Genomic DNA, 15383 nt, shown 5'->3' with positions numbered 1-15383 from the left:
CGCACAAGGTAACGACGCCCCGCCGCCCCCGCCCCCTCCCGCCGGCCCGGCTCCCCGCAGTCCACCCGAACGTACGCAGGAGGCCGGCCCGTTCGGCACCCGAGCACCGCCGGCACGGGTTCCCGGGGGGCCGGCAGCGGGTGCTCCGGGGCGGTTCGGCCCGGCCCGCATACTGCGTGGATGGAGAAGCGCGCGAGCGGCACCCGGCGGAACACCACGCACGACTGGGCGAGCACGGTCGACCACGGCCACTTGGAACGCATCCGTCGGAACCCGGACCTGTTCGCCCCCGGCGGCCTCCCCCACCTGGTCCTCGAAGTCCTCGCCTACGCGGCGGACGAAGCCGAGTGCGCGGAGGGCGGTGGACGCTGCCGCGTCACCCTGCACCCGGACGGCTCGCTCACGGTCGCCGACGACGGGCGAGGCACCGACACCCGCCTCGACGATCGGGGCGAACCGGTGAGGAAGCCGGTCATGGCGACCAAGGACCTGCGCTTCTTCGACCGTCCCGAAGCGCAGCGACTGCCGGACGGACACCCCCGCCGCGGCATGTCCACCGTGGCCGCGCTCAGCAGCCGACTGACCCACACCAACCGTCGCCTCGACGGAGCATGGACCCAGCGGTACGCACACGGCGTCCCGGTGACGGGCCTGGTCCCGATCCCCCACGACGGAACCACCGGAACCACCGTCGACTTCCGCCCCGTCGCCCCGCTGCCCGCCGCAGTCGCCCCGCTCACCGACACCCTGGCCCGGTGCGGGACGGTCTGGCCCCACCTCGTTCTCGACGTCCACGACCGGCGCACCCGTTGACGCCCCGCCGCCCGCCTCCCGTCGTTCAGGTCGGCACCGGGCGGTCGGAGGGGGCGGCACCCGTCGACGGGACCGCGAAGAAGAGCACGGCCGCGAGGAACGCCGTGGTCGCGGCGAGGGCCAGGGCGCCCGGCAGTGACCAGGCCGCGACCGGCCCGGCCGCCGCGGCCCCCAGGGCGAATCCCGTGACCTTCAGACTGGCGCCGGTGGTGAAGACCTGAGCCCGCAGGTGCTCCGGGGCCTCCCGGTGGCGGACCGCGAACAGAGCGGCCAACTGCGGACCTTCGCCCAAGCCCGCCATCAGCATGGCCGCGACGAGCACGACGGGTTGACCCCACGCGGCCAGGGCCAAGGCGGCGGCCTGCACGAGGGCGCCGGCCCAGACGAGCGTGTCGGGAGCGGGCGAACGCGGTGCACGTGCCAGGACGGCCGTGGCCACCAGGGCGGAGGCCGCCGCGCAGGAGAGCAGTAACGCGCCACGGCCGGACCCGCCCAGGTCCCGCTCGCCCAGGAGCGGGACGCACGCCGTCAGCATCCCCTGCGCGGCGCAGCAGATGACCGAGGCGAGGGTCGCCCGGGCCAGCGCCGGCCTGCCGATGAGGACCCGCGTTCCGGCGACCAGATCGCCGAGCACCGAACCCGGGCGCGGACCCCGGGCCCGTCCGGGAGGGGCGGGCACCAGCCACGCCGCCGGGAGCGCCAGCAGGACGAGCGCCACGGAGACGACCACGGCGGTCGGGGCTCCCGCTGCCTCCGCCGTGACACCGGCGAGGGTCGGCCCGGCCAGGCCCGCCGCGCCGAACGTCATGGCGTCGAGCGCGTTCGCCCGGGGCAGACGTTCGCCCGGCACCACGTCCGGGAGGCGGGCGGTCCACCCGCCGGAAAGGGCGGGCCCGAACAGTCCCGTCACCACGGCGATCAGGAGGACGACGGCGAACGGCAACCGACCCAGTCCCGCGAGGACCGCAGCCAGTCCCGTCGCGTACAGGGCGAGGGCACCGGCGAGCAGGCGCCCCGGTCGTGCCGCCCGGTCGAGGAGCGCTCCGAGCACCGGTCCCCCCACCGCGGCGGACACCGTGATGCCCGCGAGCAGCGTCGACGCCTCGACGGACGAGCCGGCCAGGGCCAACCCCACCAGGACCAGCGCCGGCCCCGACATCTCGTCCCCGACCCGAGCCGTCACCGTCCCGGCGACGTAACAGCGGAGTGGGTAACGCCTTCTCATCGACGGCACGTTACGGAGGTAACTCAAAACTCTGCAAGATGCGTTACATTCGCCGGGTGTCCTCCAACAGCGCCGACTGGTCCACCCGGCACTCCGTCCTCACCACCGCTCGGCGCACCGCCGCCCTGATCAACGCACTCGCCGACGAACGTCCCGCACCGGCCGAGGTGGCCGGAGTCCTCCGCGCCTACGGCGAGACGGACCCCGTCGACCTCTCCCGCCACGACATCGCCGCGATGCGCTCCGCCGCCGCCCTGTTGCGGCACGTCTTCGCCGCCGAGCACACCGGCGACGCCGCGGCGGCCCTCAACGGTCTGCTGAGGGAGCACACCGGCCCCCTCCGACTGACCGCGCACGGTGACAGCACCCCCTGGCACCCCCACCTCGACCGGGACGACGACGCCCCCTGGGCCGAGTGGTTCCTCGCCTCGTCCTGCATGGCGTTGACCGTCCTGGTCTGGGACCGCCAACGCCCGCCCGGCGGCATCTGCGCCTCGGCCTCCTGCTGGAACGTCTTCATCACCCAGGGCAGCGGCCCCGAACGCCGCTACTGCTCCCGTCGGTGCGCCACCCGCGAACGGGTCGCCGCCCACCGACGCACCCGTGCCGCGGAGGCCGCACCGGACCCCATGCCCGGCTCGGGGCGGAGCGGGCGCGGGGCGTCGCCCGGGTAGGGTCACGGTCCCGACCGAGGAGGAGACGGCGTGTCGACCGATGTGGTGATCGCGCAGACGACCATCGACGACGAGGCGAAGGCGGAGGAGTTGGCCCGGGGCGCCGTGGACGCGCGGTTGGCGGCGTGTGCCCACGTCGACGCGCCGTTCACCGCGGTGTACCGGTGGAAGGGCGAGGTGGTCCGCGAACGGGAGTGGCGGATCTCGTACAAGACGACCCGCGCCCGCCTCCCCGAACTCGCTGCCTGGGTGGCGACCGCCCACGCCTACGAGGTGCCGGAGTGGATCGTGCTGCCGGTGGAGGGCGGCTCGGACGCGTACCTCGCGTGGGTGGCCGAGGAGACCGCGCCGACATCCGCGTAGGGCGGAGCCGGGCCTCGCCCCCGCCCGCCGAGCGGAGCGGACGGTAGGGCGGCGGCTACGGGGCGGGCCCCGCGGACGGCGGCCCAGGTCGCGGCGGGAGCCGCCAGGGCCCACGGCCCGACTCGTCACCGCCGCAACCCGCGTGCGTCAACCGCCGGGTGCATCCCCTCGTCACTCCGGCGGAGTGGGCGTCAGCCGATGGGGGCAGGCGGAACCCGGCCAGGAGGTCGATCGGGCGATCACGCCCCCCGGTCAGTCCCCGGTCGTGCCGTCGAGCATCTCGCGCAGGATGTCCAGGTGGCCGTTGTGACGGGCCGTCTCCTCGACGAGGTGCAGGAGGATCCAGCGCAGGTCGACGTGGAGGCCGCCGCGGACCGCGCGCCGAGCGCGTTCGTCCAGGCCGTGCCCGGCGACCAGTTCGCGGTAGCGGGCGCTCTGTTCGGCGTACTCGTCGAGCAACCGGGGCAGCGGGAAGTCGACGGCGATGCGCATCTCCCGGTCCGGGTCCTCCTCCGTCCAGGGACCGCGGTCCTCCTCGCCGAGGAAGACCACCTGGAACCAGTGGTACTCGACCCAGCGGAGGTGGTTGACCAGTCCGCTCATCGTCATCAGCGGCGAGCCGGGCAGGAGCGCCCTGCGCGCGTCCTCCGCGGAGACGCCGTCGCACTTGGCGCGGGTGGTGTCCCGTGCGTAGTCGAGGAAGGTGGTGAGCTGGGTGCGCTCGTCCCACGCGGGCGGGGTGTCATCGGTTCTGGTCATCGCGCGAAGCCTCCCCGACGACCACGACCGACGTCGAGTCATTTGTCGAGCGCCCCGGCCGGTCTCGGCCCCCGGGCGGCAGTTCCCTGGACGCGTAGTACGCCCGGAGTGCGGCCTCGCTGCCCGAACCGAGCGCGGTCATGATCCGTTGGAAGCGGGCGGAACGCAGATCGCCGGCCACCATGACCCGGGGGTGCTGGTCGGTCGGCGGGCAGTAGCCGTCGGAGGACCGGACGAGGTCGCCGGGCGGGGCGGTGGGCGCGTTGCCGAGGCTGAGGTAGGCGGCGTCCGCCGTGACCGGGTGCCGGGTGCCGTCCGGCCCCACGGCCTCCCCGGCCGGCGCGGCTCCCCGGTGCGCGGTCAGGGTGAGGTGCCGGACGGGGAGGAGCGCGACCCGGGGGTCTTCGCGGATCTCCTCGACCTTGTAGGCGTCGGCCTTCGGGTACGCCACGAGGAGGCGGGTGTCGAGGGTGGGGTGGGCGCGCAGGAAGGTGCCGATGGGGCGGTCGCCGCCGAGGACGAGCAGGGTGCGGCCCGCCGCGTCCTCCGCGCCGGCCCGCCACAGCGGGGGCAGGACGGGGGAGTCGGGGACGGTGACCCAGGCGACGGCGGCCGGCTGGAGGGGCCCGACCCCGGTGGCCACGACCGCGAAGGGGGCGGTGAGGCGGGCGCCGGTGTCCAGGGTGACCGTGACGTGGTCGTCGGCTGCGCGGAGGACGGTGACGCGCCGGCCGAGTTCGATGCGGCAGAGGGCGGTGCCCCTCAGCTCCGTGGTGATGGCGTCGGCGAGTTCGGGGCCGCCGGTGTGGCCGCCGAGGACGTTGTTCAGGGCCGGCACGCGGTACAGGTTGCGGCACAGCGCCTCGGGCTCGACCAGGACGGAGCGCATGCCGACGCTCGCGGCCATCCGCGCGGCGGCGCAGCCGGCGGGCCCGCCCCCGATGACGATCAGGTCGGTGTCGTGGGGTGTGGTCGTGTCGGCCATGGGGCCATTCCAGCACCGGAGCCGTGGTGCGGGCGGCGATTCCTCCCGCCGCGCGGTCGACGGGTGACGGGTCGGCCGGTTCCGACGTAACGTGATCCCGGCCGTGGCCGAGTTCAAGGGTCCGTCCCCGCCGTCTTCCTCCGGAAGTGTTCATGCCCCGCCGGTCACCGGGTGAGGTCAGAGCGCAGTTGCCGTTGCGCCGCACGCCTCGTCGGCGGCCCCCCGTGATCCGCGGACTGTCCGCCTCCGCGAGCGGGCAGATCGCCGTCTTCGAGCGCCGCCGTGGTCTTCCGCCCGGCGAGGTCGCGCACGCGTTCCGGCGCTGGAGTGACACCGCCCGACGGGGTGGTGGGAACGTCGAACTCTTCTACGTGTGCGAGGACGCGGACTTCCACCACGACTCGTATCACGTCCGCACCCTGCTGGAAGCCGCGCTCCACGCCCTGCGCACCAGGGCGCGCCGCGAACTGCGCACCGCGATCGACCCCGTGGACGAACGGGTCCTCCGGCGCACCCTCAACAACCCCTCGGCCCACCCGGACCTCCCCTGGTGGATGCGTCGCATCGGTCTCTGAGCACCCCGGGGCCCCCGTGCTCGCCCCCGCCCAACCGTTCCGGCCGGGTGGGTGGGCGGGGTACCGCTCCAGGGCTTCCGGGCGCGACGGGGGGAACGTCCCTCGCTCCGGACGGCTCCGGGACGAGCGCCGACCGTCGCCGCCGGCCGGGCCGGCCCCACTTCAGCTGCCGGTCGGAGAACCGGCACCCGTCCTCCACTTCGCACCACGGGGTGCCGGTCTGGCCGCCGAGGTTGGCGTGCAGGGTCTCCTGCCGGGTGCCGAGGGCGTCGAATCGACACCGCGAGGCGGATGCCGAGGGCTGACCGTCCCGAGTGTCCGCCCGGGCCCGCCGGTCCCGGGCGGCGTCAGGAACGCGTCCGAGGCCCGTCAGCCCGGAGGAGCCGTGCCCGTGACCGCGTTCCCCTCGGACCACTCGGCTGGTTACCGCCCCCGGCAGAGGACCGGGAGAACCCCGGCGGAAGCACAGCCCTCTCTACTGCTGCCGGATGACCACGGCCCCTCGCCCGGGGCACACACGAGGAGGCGGAGCCGTGACGACGACCACGGAGGACCGGTTCGGGGAGCGTCTGCGTGCCCTGCGCACCGCGGCCGGGTTGAGCCAGGAACAGCTCGCCCACACGGCGGGGGTGAGCGTGCGGGCGCTGGCGTACATGGAGCGCGGCCGGACCCGGGGCCCGCAGTACAAGACCGTGAAGGCGCTGGCCCACGCCCTGGGCCTGGACACGGAGGGGACCCGGGACCTGGAGGCGGCGGCGGCCTTCGGCCGGCGGCGCTCCAGCCCGGCCCCCGCTCCGGCCCCGGCCGGGGCCCTGGACCTGCCCAGGGACATCCGGGACTTCACCGCCCGCGGTACCGCCCTCGCCGCCCTCGACGCCCTGACCGACACCCCGCCGCCGTCCGTCCGCCCGCCCGTGGCCGTCGTGGCGGGCACGCCCGGCCTCGGGAAGACGGCGTTGGCCGTCCACGCCGCCCACCGTCTGACCCCCCGCTTCCCCGACGGACAGCTCTACCTCGACCTGCGCGCGACGGACCCCGAACCCCTCCACCCGGACGATGCACTGGCCCTCCTCCTGTCCGCCCTCGGCGTCGCCGACCGGGCCCTGCCCCAGAGCCTGGATGACCGGGTCCGGCTGTTCCGCTGCCTCACCGCCACCCGCCGCCTCCTGCTGGTCCTCGACAACGCCTCCGACGAAGCCCAGTTACGCCCCCTCCTCCCGACCAACGGCACCACGCTCACCATCGTCACCAGCCGCAACGCTCTCGCCGGACTCCAAGCCGTCCACCGCATCGAAATGCCCCTCCTGCACCGTGAGGAGGCCGTCGAACTCCTCACCCGCATCCTCGGCTCCGACCGTGTCACCCGCGAGCTCCGGTCCGCCCACGAGCTCGCGGACCGCTGCGGAAACCTACCCCTCGCCCTGCGCATCGCCGGCCAGCGGCTCGCCGCCCGCCCCCGGGAAACCCTGGCCAAACTCGTCGTCGTCCTCGACCACGAGGAACGCCGACTCGACCTGCTCCAGGCCGGCGACCTCAAGGTCAACGCCGCCTTCACCCTCTCCTACCGCCAACTCGACACCGTCTCCCGGAAGCTGTTGCGGCGCTGCGCGCTCGCCGCGGGCCCCGACGTGAGCCCCGAAACCGCCGCCCTCCTCGCCGGCATTCCCCTCCGTGACGCACAGCTCCGCCTGGAGCAGCTCTGCGACCGCGGGCTGCTCCAGACCGATCCGGTGGCCGAGCGCTACCGCTTCCACGACCTGCTGCGTCTCTTCGCGACCGAGCGGACGACGGCGGAGGACGACGGGGCGACCCGGGCCGCGGCCCTGGACCGCACCGCCCGCTGGATGCTGGCCCGCGCCACCGCCGCCGCCCGCCACTTCGACGCCGAGCAGCACGGCGCACCCGAGGGTGACCCCGACCCCGCCACCGCCCCCACCGGCCGTGAGCGGGCCCGCGCCTGGCTGGAGGCCGAACGGAACCAGTGGCTCGCCGCCCTCCACCACGCCCGCACCGCCGGATGGCACCGGCAGGTCCTCGACACCGCCGAAGCGCTGCACTGGTTCTCCGACGTCGCCCAGCACTGGCCCCAGTGGATCGACGTCTTCCGGCGGTCCGCCGACGCCGCCCGTGCCCTCGGCAGCCGGCACGACGAGGCCACCCACCTCAACTACCTCTCCTGGGCCCACGAGAGCTGTGTCCACCAACCCCACGACGCCCTCGACGCCGCCGACACCGCACTGTCCGTCGCCCGCGCGTGCGGGGACCCCCTCCAGACCGGCTGGGCCCTGCTCCACGGCGCCGCAGCGCTGTGCGGCCTGGGCCGTCCGGCCGAGGCCATCGCCCGCCTCCGCCAAGCGGTTGCCTGCCACCGCGGCAACTCCACCACCCGGGGCCGACTCGCCGAGTTGTCCGCCCTCAACGAACTCGGCAAGGCCCTGCGCGAGAACGGCCGCGCCGACGACGCCCTGGGGCACCACCTGGACAGCCTGGAACTCTGCCGACGGCGAATCCCCGGCCAGTCGCCGTACAACCTCGACCTCCACCTGGCAAGCGTCCTGCGCCACCTCGGCAACGACTACGCGACCCTCGGAAGACGGCAGGAGGCGGAGATCCCGCTGCGCCGAGCGATAGGCATCTTCACGAAGATCGACATGCCGACCCGGACCGGGGCCGTCCAGCTCGAACTCGGACGGGTCCTGCGCCACCTCGACCGCTCCGCAGAGGCCCGCACCGTGCTGGCTTCCGCCCTCGACACGCTCACCGCCCACCACCACCCCCTCCAGGTCGTGGCCGCCACCGAGCTGAGCGACCTCGACCACCACGCCCGCCCCGTGCGGGCACCCGGGTGAACGGTCACCGGTCAACACCCCTACGAGCCCGGTCGACTCGACACCGAGTCCGGTTTCCTCCCGGCACTCCCGCACCCCTGCCTGGCCGACCGTCTCGCCCTACCTCCACCCCTCCGGTCGGGATGGTCCACAGCCCGTTGTCCACCCGCTTCAGCAGGAGCGGACGGCCCGCGTCATCCCTCACGAAACACCGAGGCGGACGTCGTGCGGCTCGTCGGCTTCGGCGCACCCGGGTCCTGCCGGTAGTCGACCCGACGCGTGGCCCGACTCATGGCCGCGCCGGGGGACGGGGGCCGGTGCCGACGGGTTGGGCGTCGTGGGCGGCGGCGAGGGCGTCGATGCGGTGGGCGAGGTCGAAGTCCGCTGCGGTGAGCTTGTGTCCGGCATCGTGGGTGGTGACGGCGAAGCGGACGGTGTCCCAGCGCAGGTCGATGTCGGCGTGGTGGCCGATGAGGCGTTCGACGTCGGCGACGTGGACGATGAGGGCGACCCCGCCGTGGTAGCGGATACGGAAGGTGCGACTGATCTCGTCACCGTCCCTGCGCCACCCCGGAGCCGCCCGCAGAGCGGCTTCGATCTCGTCCTCGGTCAGACGTACCGGGGGCTGCGCCATCATCGTTCCTCTCCTCGTCCTGCACGGCCGCCATCGCCCGGGCCAACGGGAACGCGCGGGGGTCACCCTGCTTCGGCGGGTGGGGAACGTACCCCCCTCGCCCAGGAGTACCCGCACCCCCTGGGCCCGCAACCGTTCCACCGAACGGGCCACCGCGGACTGCGCGCCCTGCGCACGGTTGAAGTACGGCATGGCCACCACCGGAACCCCCAGATGCACGCCCTCGGACGGCAACCCGATCGCCAGGGTGTCCACGATCCCCGCACCCCACTTGTTCAACGTCGTGCACGACATCGGTGCCACCACCATGGCCGCCGTCCGCGGCAACCGGTCTTCCTCACCCGGCAGTTTGTATCCCGACCGCACCGGATGCCCCGTCATCGCCTCCAGCTCCCCCCACCCGCGGCCCCCACCAACGCGCCGCGGACGGCGTCAACACCACACACACCTCCCACTCCGCACCCTGAGCGACCCGACCCCCCCGTCCACGAACTGCGCAGGACCCGCAGCACACGCGATCAGGTACAACGCCCCATGACTCGTCATGCCGGCAGTCCACACCGCCGGGCCAGACCGCGCAACGCCGCCCCGGTCTGGAGGGGCGGGTCAAACGGTGATGCGGAGTCGGGGTGAATCGGCCGCCGGGTGACGGGGCGCGGGCGCGGGTACCGTTCGGTCGAAGCATGGGGAGCGGAGGACGCATGCCGTACCGGGTTGACGGGCGCGAACTCATCGGGCGTCGGATCAGGCGTCAGCGGCTCCGGCTGGGGATGACCCAGGTGGATCTGGCGATCGCGGTACGACGGACACAGAGCTGGGTGTCCAAAGTCGAGCGCGGGTCGATCGAGTTGGACCGGACCGGGCTCATCAACGTGATCGCCGCGGCCCTGCACTGCCATCCGAACATACTGCTGGAGCGTCCGTACATGGGTGACGTGCGGGAGAACCAGTGGCAGGTGGCCGCCGCCTCGATCCTGCGAGAGTTGCGCCGGTACGACCTGACGCCTGCGTTCGAGGGCGTTCCCCGGTCTTCGGGGGATCAGTGGCGCGACATGACGCGGCTGCACCGGCTGCGTGACGCGGCGGCGAACGTGGCGATCCTCCAGACGCTGCCGGACTTCCTCCGTGAGTCCCTCGCCCTGGCGGACCGGTCGTCGGGGAGGGAGCGGGAGGAAGCGTTCGCGATCTATGCCGTGGCCTGCAAGTTCGCCCACACCGCCGCCCATGCCTTGGGACACTCCGAGTTGATCGCGATGACCTGCGAACGGGCGGCCTGGGCAGCGCAGTCGTCCGGAGACCCGTCGCTGCCCGCGGTGGCCGACTGGATGCGGGTGTGGGACATGTGGGCGACGGCGGACTGGGAGTCGTCCGTGCGTTTGTCCGACAAGGCGTTGGCCTCGGTGCAGTCCGGTTACGACGCGGGTGATCCGTCGGCGTTGCGGGTGTGGGGCTCCCTGCAGTTGCGTGCGGCCGTGTCGTGCGCACGGAACGGAGAGGTTGACGAGGCCGAAACCAGGCTGGGGTACGCGCAGGAGGCGAGTCGACGGGCCGGGGCGGGAGGAGGACCGGTGTTCGACCGGCACTCGTTGACGTTCAGCGCCGGGAACGTGCAGATCCATCGGGTCAGCGTGGCGCTGGAGGCCGGGGACCAGGCTCGCGCGTTGCAGCTGAACGACCGGGCCGACCCGGAACTCGTGGCCGCCCTGCCCAAGTCCCGTCAGGGTCACCACGCGATGGACCTGTCACGTGCCTGGCTGTGGGCCGGCGACAGGGCGAAGGCACTGGAGGAGTTGGAGCGGGCCGAACGGCTCGCCCCACAGCTGGTGCGGAACCACCCCATCGCACGGGCCACGCTCCGGAGGATCGTCTACGGGGAACGGAACGCGTTGCGGCAGCGCCTACGGACGATGTCCGATCGGTTTCACCTCGATGATCAGGGAGTATTCCGCTGATTCATATTGCCCCGTAGTCGGTTGCCTACGTTCGGCTACATGACGGGACGACTTGCTGCGTGGCCACCCGAACGCGGGGACCTCGCATATGACGAACGCTCAGGCCGTACGGGTGTGGTGGTGGCCCTCCCCGAGGACACCGGCGCGGGCGTGTACCACCTGTGCCCGGAGGGCGGTGGGAACGAATGGCCCGCGCTCCTCACGCACCTCCACCCGGGCGACCGACAGGAGCCCACCCTCCTGACCGACCGTCTCGCCGTCTGGGCCGCTACCCGGGGCGCCACGGAGCGGGTGGCGGTCGCCGCGTTGATCGAGGAGGGTGACGTCCTCGCGCGAGGGGACGTACGGGACCTCCTCGTGGCCGACACCGGGACGGCGGCATCCTGTGATTGGCCGCGGTTCGAGGCCCGTTACCGCAACTCGTTGGTGTTGGACGCGAGTGAGCGGGCGTTCCTGGACTTCGTGGTGGCGGTGAGTTTCCCGAGGTTGGTGCCGTTGTGGCAGGTGGAGCATCTGGGTGAGCGGCGGTTGGTGGTGGTGTTGCGGGCCTTGGTCGCGTTGGCCGGTGCGAGCAGCACGGTGACGGTGGGGGGCGGCTCGTGCTGAACCCCTGTGTGCAGTGTGGTGAGCCGATCGGCGGGCGTGAGTCGTACGCCCCCGCACCCGGCGGGGTGATCCATCGGCGGTGCACCGAGCCCGCGCGGGCCGCCGAAGCCGTGGAACGGGCCGCCTGGCGCGCCTACCTCAGCCACGTCGGGACCTGTGACGACTGCCTCCCCGAGCCGATCGGCTGCCCCGAGGGCAAGCGACTGCGGCGGGAGTGGAAGACGGCGGACCGGGCCCACTTCACCACCCTGGAGCACCCCACCCCATGAACGCCCACCCCCTCGCGGCCGTCCTGTCCGCGTACGAAGTGCAGGAGCAGTGGGTGCGACGGAGCATCGCCCTCGTCCCCTGCGGGCACGCCTTCGCCGCCGTCCGGATGCCCACCCAACTCGTCCACACCGCCGCCCGCACCCGCGAACCCGAACAGGTCCGCATCTACCTCACCCACACCCTCCACGGCCCCGTCCTCACCGACCGCACCACCCACCACCACTACGCCCTCGTACCCCCCAACACCCCACCCATCGAGAGCCACCCGAACACCCGCTACCTCGGCACCAACGCCTACCTCGGCCTCCCCCGTCCCGACCTCACCCACCCCACCACCCACCACCGCTGCCACTGGATCATCCCCCCGAACGGCCAACGACTCTGCCCACCCGAAGCGGTCTCGGCGCTGCTTCTCAAGGCTGCGGGATGAACCCCCGCACCGACCAACTCCTCTGCATCCTCAGCATCGCCGCACTCTTCACCGCACTCGCCCTCGGAACCACACGCCCCTGAGCCGCCGGGGCCAAGCCCTCAACTGCCTTTTGGCCGTTGGGCAGCAGGGCAGCAGGGCAGCAGGGCAGCAGGGCAGCAGGGCAGCAGGGCGGCGGGGTCAGGCGACCGGGTGCCCGATCAACATGGTGGGGGCGCCGGCCACCCGGGTCAGGAACACCGTCGCCGCGTGCGGACCCTTGAGCGGCTGGACCTTGCGCCGCAACTCCTCGGGCTCCACGGCGGAGCCCCGCTTCTTGACGGTGAGCGTGCCCACCCCCCGTTCCCGCAGCAGCGCCTTCAACCGCTTGACGTGGAAGGGGAGGTGGTCGGTCACCTCGTAGGCGGTGGCGAACGGGGTGGGGCGCAGTTCGTCGGAGGTGACGTAGGCGATGGTCGCGTCGAGCAGCCCGCCCGAGACCCGTTCGGCCACCGAGGCCACCAAACGGGCCCGGATCACCGCCGGATCGGGCTCGTACAGGTACCGGCCGACCGGGCGCACCGGGGGGTCCGGGGGGAGCCGGTCCAGGGCGGCGGTGAGGGTGGCGCCGCCGGGCAGCAGGGTGGAGCGGCGGGAGTCGGGGGCGTCGGTGCCGAACCACAGCACCGCCTCCTTGAGGTCGCCCCGGTCGGAGATCCACTCCGTCTCGACGCCTTCGGGCACCGCCTCGTGCGGCACGCCCGGGGCGATCTTCAGCGCTCCGCGGCCCGCCTTGCGCACCGCGTCGACCGCCAGGCTCAGCGGCGGGGAGTACGCCTCGGGGTCGAAGATCCGGCCACGGCCGCCGCGGCGGGCCGGGTCCACGAACACCGCGTCGTAGCCGTCCACGGCCACCTCGGTCACATCGGCCTCGCGGACCTCGATGAGGTCCGCGAGGCCCAGGGCGTGGGCGTTGGCGCGGGCGACCGCGCAGGTCAGCGGGGAGCGGTCGACGGCCAGTACCCGGATGCCGGCCCGAGCCAGGGCGAGGGCGTCGCCGCCGATGCCGCAGCACAGGTCGGCCACCGAGGTGACGCCCAGGTCCCGCATCCGCCCGGCGCGGTAGGCGGCCACGCTGGTGCGGGTGGCCTGTTCCACCCCGTCCGGGGTGAAGAACATCCGGGCCGCGTCCTCGGCCCCGAACTTGGCCACCGCGCGCTGACGCAGCCGGGCCTGCGCGAGTGCGGCGTTCACCAGTTCGGCGGGGTGGTCGCGGCGCAGCCGGGTGGCGACGGCGAGTTCCCGGGCGGGGTCGGTGTCGCGGACCTCGTCCAGCAGGGCGCGGCCCTCGTCGGTGAGGAGCGCGGCGAACTGCGCCTCGGGCGCGGGGCGGGGGTCGGTGGTGCTCACCGGGCCATTGTGGGCCAGTCGGTGGATGGTCCGGGGGCGGCGGCGGTGTCGCCCCCGGGCGCGCCGGGGCCGCTGACAGGATGCGGCCCCATGCGACTAGTAAGACAAAACGAACAAATCACCCGTGAGGTGCGCGGGTGCGTCGGTCGCGCGGAGCGCCGGTCCCTGCGCCCCGAAGCGCCCGCGCAGCCCGAAGGGCCCGTACGTCCTGAAGTGCCCGCACGCCCCGGAGCACCCGCCAGCGCGGGCCCGAGCGCACGCCGGCGGATCCGCCCCGGAGCGCTCGCCCGGGTGCTCGTCGCCGTCCTCGCCCTCGGTGTCACCGCCACCACCGTCGCGGGTTGCGGCACGGAACCGGCCGAGCCGGCGAAGCCCGCCGCCTCCGCCTCCGGGCAGCCGGGCGGCGCCCCCGGCGCGAAGGGCGCGAAGGAGGCCGTCGAGGACGCCGCCGCCGTCCGCAAGCGCACCGTCGAGGCGGCCCGGCTCGCCACCGCCAAGCGCTGGGGGCTCGCCAAGCCCCCGCTCCTCGCCCCGCCGCCGCCCGCCGTGAAGCCGAGGATCACCACCCGGGACGGGTTCGAGGTCGAGGGGCAGGAGGGCCTGCCGCCGGTCTTCACCACCGTCCCCACCAGGGACAAGGTCGTCTTCCTCACCATCGACGACGGTGCCGACAAGGACCCGGCGCTGATCAGGATGATGGAGGAGCTCCAGGTCCCGTACACCGCGTTCCTCAGCGACTACCTGGTCAAGGAGGACTACGGCTACTTCCGCGCCATGCGCGACGCCGGGGTCACCCTCAACAACCACACCCTGACCCACCCCTACCTGCCGGGCCTGTCCTACGCCCAGCAGAAGCAGCAGATCTGCGGCATGCAGGACGTGATCCAGAAGCAGTACGGGACCCGGCCCACCGTCTTCCGGCCGCCGTACGGGAACTACAACGCCGACACCCTACGCGCCGCCGGGTCCTGCGGCATCCGTCACGTGCCGCTCTGGAACGAGGAGGTCTTCGCCGACCGCTGGGAGTACCGCGAGTGGGACCGCAGCCTGCACCCCGGGGACATCGTGCTCACCCACTTCCGGGGCCGCGGGGACTGGGGCGGCAGCATGCCCGACGCCATGCGCCGCTTCCTGAAGCACGTCACCGACCAGGGCTACGCCGTGGCCAAGCTGGAGGACTACCTCTGACGGGGCGGGACCGCCGGCCGCAGGAGGGTCCCGCTCGCGGCCGAGCGGGCCGCCCGACCGTGCGCGGGGAGCGTGCGGCGGAGCCCGAACGGACGGCGCGTTGGCACTCCGCTTGACCGAGTGCTAATCGCGGTCATAGTCTCGGCCCTGGCACTCTCCACCGGCGAGTGCCAATGCGACAGGCAGGTCCGGCACCCGCGACGACGGATCGACCTGGTCGCCACCCCAGACAATTGACCCCGTGAGATCTCCGAAGGGGGAGGTCGGATCGTGACGACCACCAGCTCCAAGGTTGCCATCAAGCCGCTTGAGGACCGCATCGTGGTCCAGCCGCTCGACGCCGAGCAGACCACGGCCTCCGGCCTGGTCATTCCGGACACTGCCAAGGAGAAGCCCCAGGAGGGCGTCGTCCTGGCCGTGGGCCCGGGCCGGGTCGAGGACGGCAAGCGCGTCGAGCTCGACGTCGCCGTCGGCGACGTCGTCCTCTACAGCAAGTACGGCGGCACCGAGGTGAAGTACAACAACGAGGAGTACCTCGTCCTCTCGGCCCGCGACGTGCTCGCGATCATCGAGAAGTAGTCACCGGGCGTCCCGAGGCGCCCCGTGCTCGTGGAACGTGCCCCTGGCCCCGCGCGAAGCCGGGTGCCGGGGGCGCGTTCCGTTTCACCGCTTCCAGCAGTTTCTGAGAGGGC

At 73.3% G+C, this 15383-nt stretch carries 16 protein-coding genes and 1 pseudogene; 11 read left to right on the top strand and 6 right to left on the bottom strand.

Annotation, left to right across the window (positions count from 1 at the left end):
• Nucleotides 1–180: 180 nt before the first annotated feature.
• Nucleotides 181–813 (top strand): ATP-binding protein, encoded by a 633-nt coding sequence (locus ABT092_RS16765; RefSeq protein ID WP_351244434.1) that lies wholly within the window; start codon nt 181–183, stop codon nt 811–813.
• Nucleotides 814–838: 25 nt separating this feature from the next.
• Here the strand turns inward: ABT092_RS16765 and ABT092_RS16760 are convergent, their stop codons facing one another.
• Nucleotides 839–2038: an MFS transporter gene (locus ABT092_RS16760; RefSeq protein ID WP_351244432.1), complete on the bottom strand. Its 1200-nt coding sequence runs from the start codon at nt 2036–2038 to the stop codon at nt 839–841.
• 38 nt (nt 2039–2076) lie between these two features.
• On the opposite strand from ABT092_RS16760, the gene ABT092_RS16755 reads away from it, so the two are divergent.
• Both ABT092_RS16755 and cutA read left to right on the top strand, forming a co-directional pair.
• Complete coding sequence (locus tag ABT092_RS16755) at nt 2077–2712, top strand: CGNR zinc finger domain-containing protein (RefSeq protein ID WP_351244430.1); 636 nt, start codon at nt 2077–2079, stop codon at nt 2710–2712.
• Between the two features lie 30 nt (nt 2713–2742).
• Nucleotides 2743–3075 carry a divalent-cation tolerance protein CutA gene (gene cutA / locus ABT092_RS16750; RefSeq protein ID WP_351244428.1) on the top strand — a complete coding sequence of 111 codons (333 nt, stop codon included), beginning with the start codon at nt 2743–2745 and terminating at the stop codon, nt 3073–3075.
• A 252-nt stretch (nt 3076–3327) separates the two neighbouring features.
• Here the strand turns inward: cutA and ABT092_RS16745 are convergent, their stop codons facing one another.
• A complete protein-coding gene (locus ABT092_RS16745) occupies nt 3328–3834 on the bottom strand; it encodes a DinB family protein (RefSeq protein ID WP_351244426.1) in 507 nt (168 codons plus the stop codon).
• Entirely contained in the window at nt 3818–4819 is a 1002-nt protein-coding gene (locus tag ABT092_RS16740) for an FAD-dependent oxidoreductase (protein WP_351244424.1), read from the bottom strand. The genes ABT092_RS16745 and ABT092_RS16740 overlap by 17 nt, the downstream gene beginning before the upstream one ends.
• Before the next feature lie 224 nt (nt 4820–5043).
• Here ABT092_RS16740 and ABT092_RS16735 point away from each other — a divergent pair, with 224 nt between their 5' ends.
• Both ABT092_RS16735 and ABT092_RS16730 read left to right on the top strand, forming a co-directional pair.
• Nucleotides 5044–5394: a hypothetical protein gene (locus ABT092_RS16735; RefSeq protein ID WP_351244422.1), complete on the top strand. Its 351-nt coding sequence runs from the start codon at nt 5044–5046 to the stop codon at nt 5392–5394.
• 533 nt (nt 5395–5927) lie between these two features.
• The gene (locus ABT092_RS16730; RefSeq protein ID WP_351244420.1) at nt 5928–8243 is read left to right on the top strand and encodes an ATP-binding protein; all 2316 of its coding nucleotides are present in this window, start codon (nt 5928–5930) and stop codon (nt 8241–8243) included.
• 268 nt (nt 8244–8511) lie between these two features.
• Here the strand turns inward: ABT092_RS16730 and ABT092_RS16725 are convergent, their stop codons facing one another.
• Both ABT092_RS16725 and ABT092_RS31025 read right to left on the bottom strand, forming a co-directional pair.
• The gene (locus tag ABT092_RS16725) at nt 8512–8856 is read right to left on the bottom strand and encodes a 4a-hydroxytetrahydrobiopterin dehydratase (RefSeq protein WP_351244569.1); all 345 of its coding nucleotides are present in this window, start codon (nt 8854–8856) and stop codon (nt 8512–8514) included.
• A 165-nt stretch (nt 8857–9021) separates the two neighbouring features.
• A pseudogene (locus tag ABT092_RS31025) lies at nt 9022–9150 on the bottom strand (flavoprotein); the annotation flags it as partial.
• A 407-nt stretch (nt 9151–9557) separates the two neighbouring features.
• On the opposite strand from ABT092_RS31025, the gene ABT092_RS16720 reads away from it, so the two are divergent.
• From ABT092_RS16720 to ABT092_RS16705, 4 genes are read left to right on the top strand one after another with little or no spacing between them, the layout of a single operon-like run.
• Nucleotides 9558–10808 (top strand): helix-turn-helix domain-containing protein, encoded by a 1251-nt coding sequence (locus tag ABT092_RS16720; RefSeq protein WP_351244418.1) that lies wholly within the window; start codon nt 9558–9560, stop codon nt 10806–10808.
• Nucleotides 10809–10847: 39 nt separating this feature from the next.
• On the top strand, nt 10848–11414 hold the full coding sequence (locus ABT092_RS16715; RefSeq protein ID WP_351244416.1) for a hypothetical protein: 567 nt from the start codon (nt 10848–10850) through the stop codon (nt 11412–11414).
• The gene (locus ABT092_RS16710) at nt 11408–11683 is read left to right on the top strand and encodes a hypothetical protein (RefSeq protein WP_351244414.1); all 276 of its coding nucleotides are present in this window, start codon (nt 11408–11410) and stop codon (nt 11681–11683) included. Before ABT092_RS16715 ends, ABT092_RS16710 begins: the two co-directional genes overlap by 7 nt.
• Nucleotides 11680–12114, top strand: a complete 435-nt coding sequence (locus tag ABT092_RS16705; RefSeq protein ID WP_351244412.1) for a hypothetical protein — start codon at nt 11680–11682, stop codon at nt 12112–12114. Before ABT092_RS16710 ends, ABT092_RS16705 begins: the two co-directional genes overlap by 4 nt.
• A 180-nt stretch (nt 12115–12294) precedes the next feature.
• Here ABT092_RS16705 and ABT092_RS16700 read toward each other — a convergent pair whose 3' ends face one another.
• Nucleotides 12295–13503, bottom strand: coding sequence for a class I SAM-dependent methyltransferase (locus ABT092_RS16700; protein WP_351244410.1), 1209 nt, complete (start codon nt 13501–13503; stop codon nt 12295–12297).
• A gap of 291 nt (nt 13504–13794) precedes the next feature.
• Between ABT092_RS16700 and ABT092_RS16695 the strand changes: the two genes are divergently transcribed.
• On the top strand, nt 13795–14691 hold the full coding sequence (locus ABT092_RS16695) for a polysaccharide deacetylase family protein (protein WP_351244408.1): 897 nt from the start codon (nt 13795–13797) through the stop codon (nt 14689–14691).
• Nucleotides 14692–14961: 270 nt separating this feature from the next.
• Nucleotides 14962–15270 (top strand): co-chaperone GroES, encoded by a 309-nt coding sequence (gene groES, locus ABT092_RS16690; protein WP_351244406.1) that lies wholly within the window; start codon nt 14962–14964, stop codon nt 15268–15270.
• The last annotated feature ends 113 nt before the right edge of the window (nt 15271–15383 follow it).

The organism is Streptomyces sp. NPDC002490, from assembly GCF_040296045.1.
Taxonomy (GTDB): domain Bacteria; phylum Actinomycetota; class Actinomycetes; order Streptomycetales; family Streptomycetaceae; genus Streptomyces.
The sequence above is the reverse complement of the archived record's forward strand: the minus strand, read 5'-3'. Positions and strand labels throughout refer to the sequence as shown.

What these genes read in the sequence shown, in the direction of transcription:
- ABT092_RS16720 (WP_351244418.1), top strand. Translation starts at nt 9,558, where the DNA reads ATGCCGTACCGGGTTGACGGGCGCGAACTCATCGGGCGTCGGATCAGG.
- ABT092_RS16705 (WP_351244412.1), top strand. Translation starts at nt 11,680, where the DNA reads ATGAACGCCCACCCCCTCGCGGCCGTCCTGTCCGCGTACGAAGTGCAG.
- ABT092_RS16760 (WP_351244432.1), bottom strand. Translation starts at nt 2,038, where the DNA reads ATGAGAAGGCGTTACCCACTCCGCTGTTACGTCGCCGGGACGGTGACG.
- ABT092_RS16725 (WP_351244569.1), bottom strand. Translation starts at nt 8,856, where the DNA reads ATGGCGCAGCCCCCGGTACGTCTGACCGAGGACGAGATCGAAGCCGCT.
- ABT092_RS16740 (WP_351244424.1), bottom strand. Translation starts at nt 4,819, where the DNA reads ATGGCCGACACGACCACACCCCACGACACCGACCTGATCGTCATCGGG.
- ABT092_RS16715 (WP_351244416.1), top strand. Translation starts at nt 10,848, where the DNA reads ATGACGGGACGACTTGCTGCGTGGCCACCCGAACGCGGGGACCTCGCA.
- ABT092_RS16765 (WP_351244434.1), top strand. Translation starts at nt 181, where the DNA reads ATGGAGAAGCGCGCGAGCGGCACCCGGCGGAACACCACGCACGACTGG.
- ABT092_RS16745 (WP_351244426.1), bottom strand. Translation starts at nt 3,834, where the DNA reads ATGACCAGAACCGATGACACCCCGCCCGCGTGGGACGAGCGCACCCAG.
- ABT092_RS16755 (WP_351244430.1), top strand. Translation starts at nt 2,077, where the DNA reads ATGCGTTACATTCGCCGGGTGTCCTCCAACAGCGCCGACTGGTCCACC.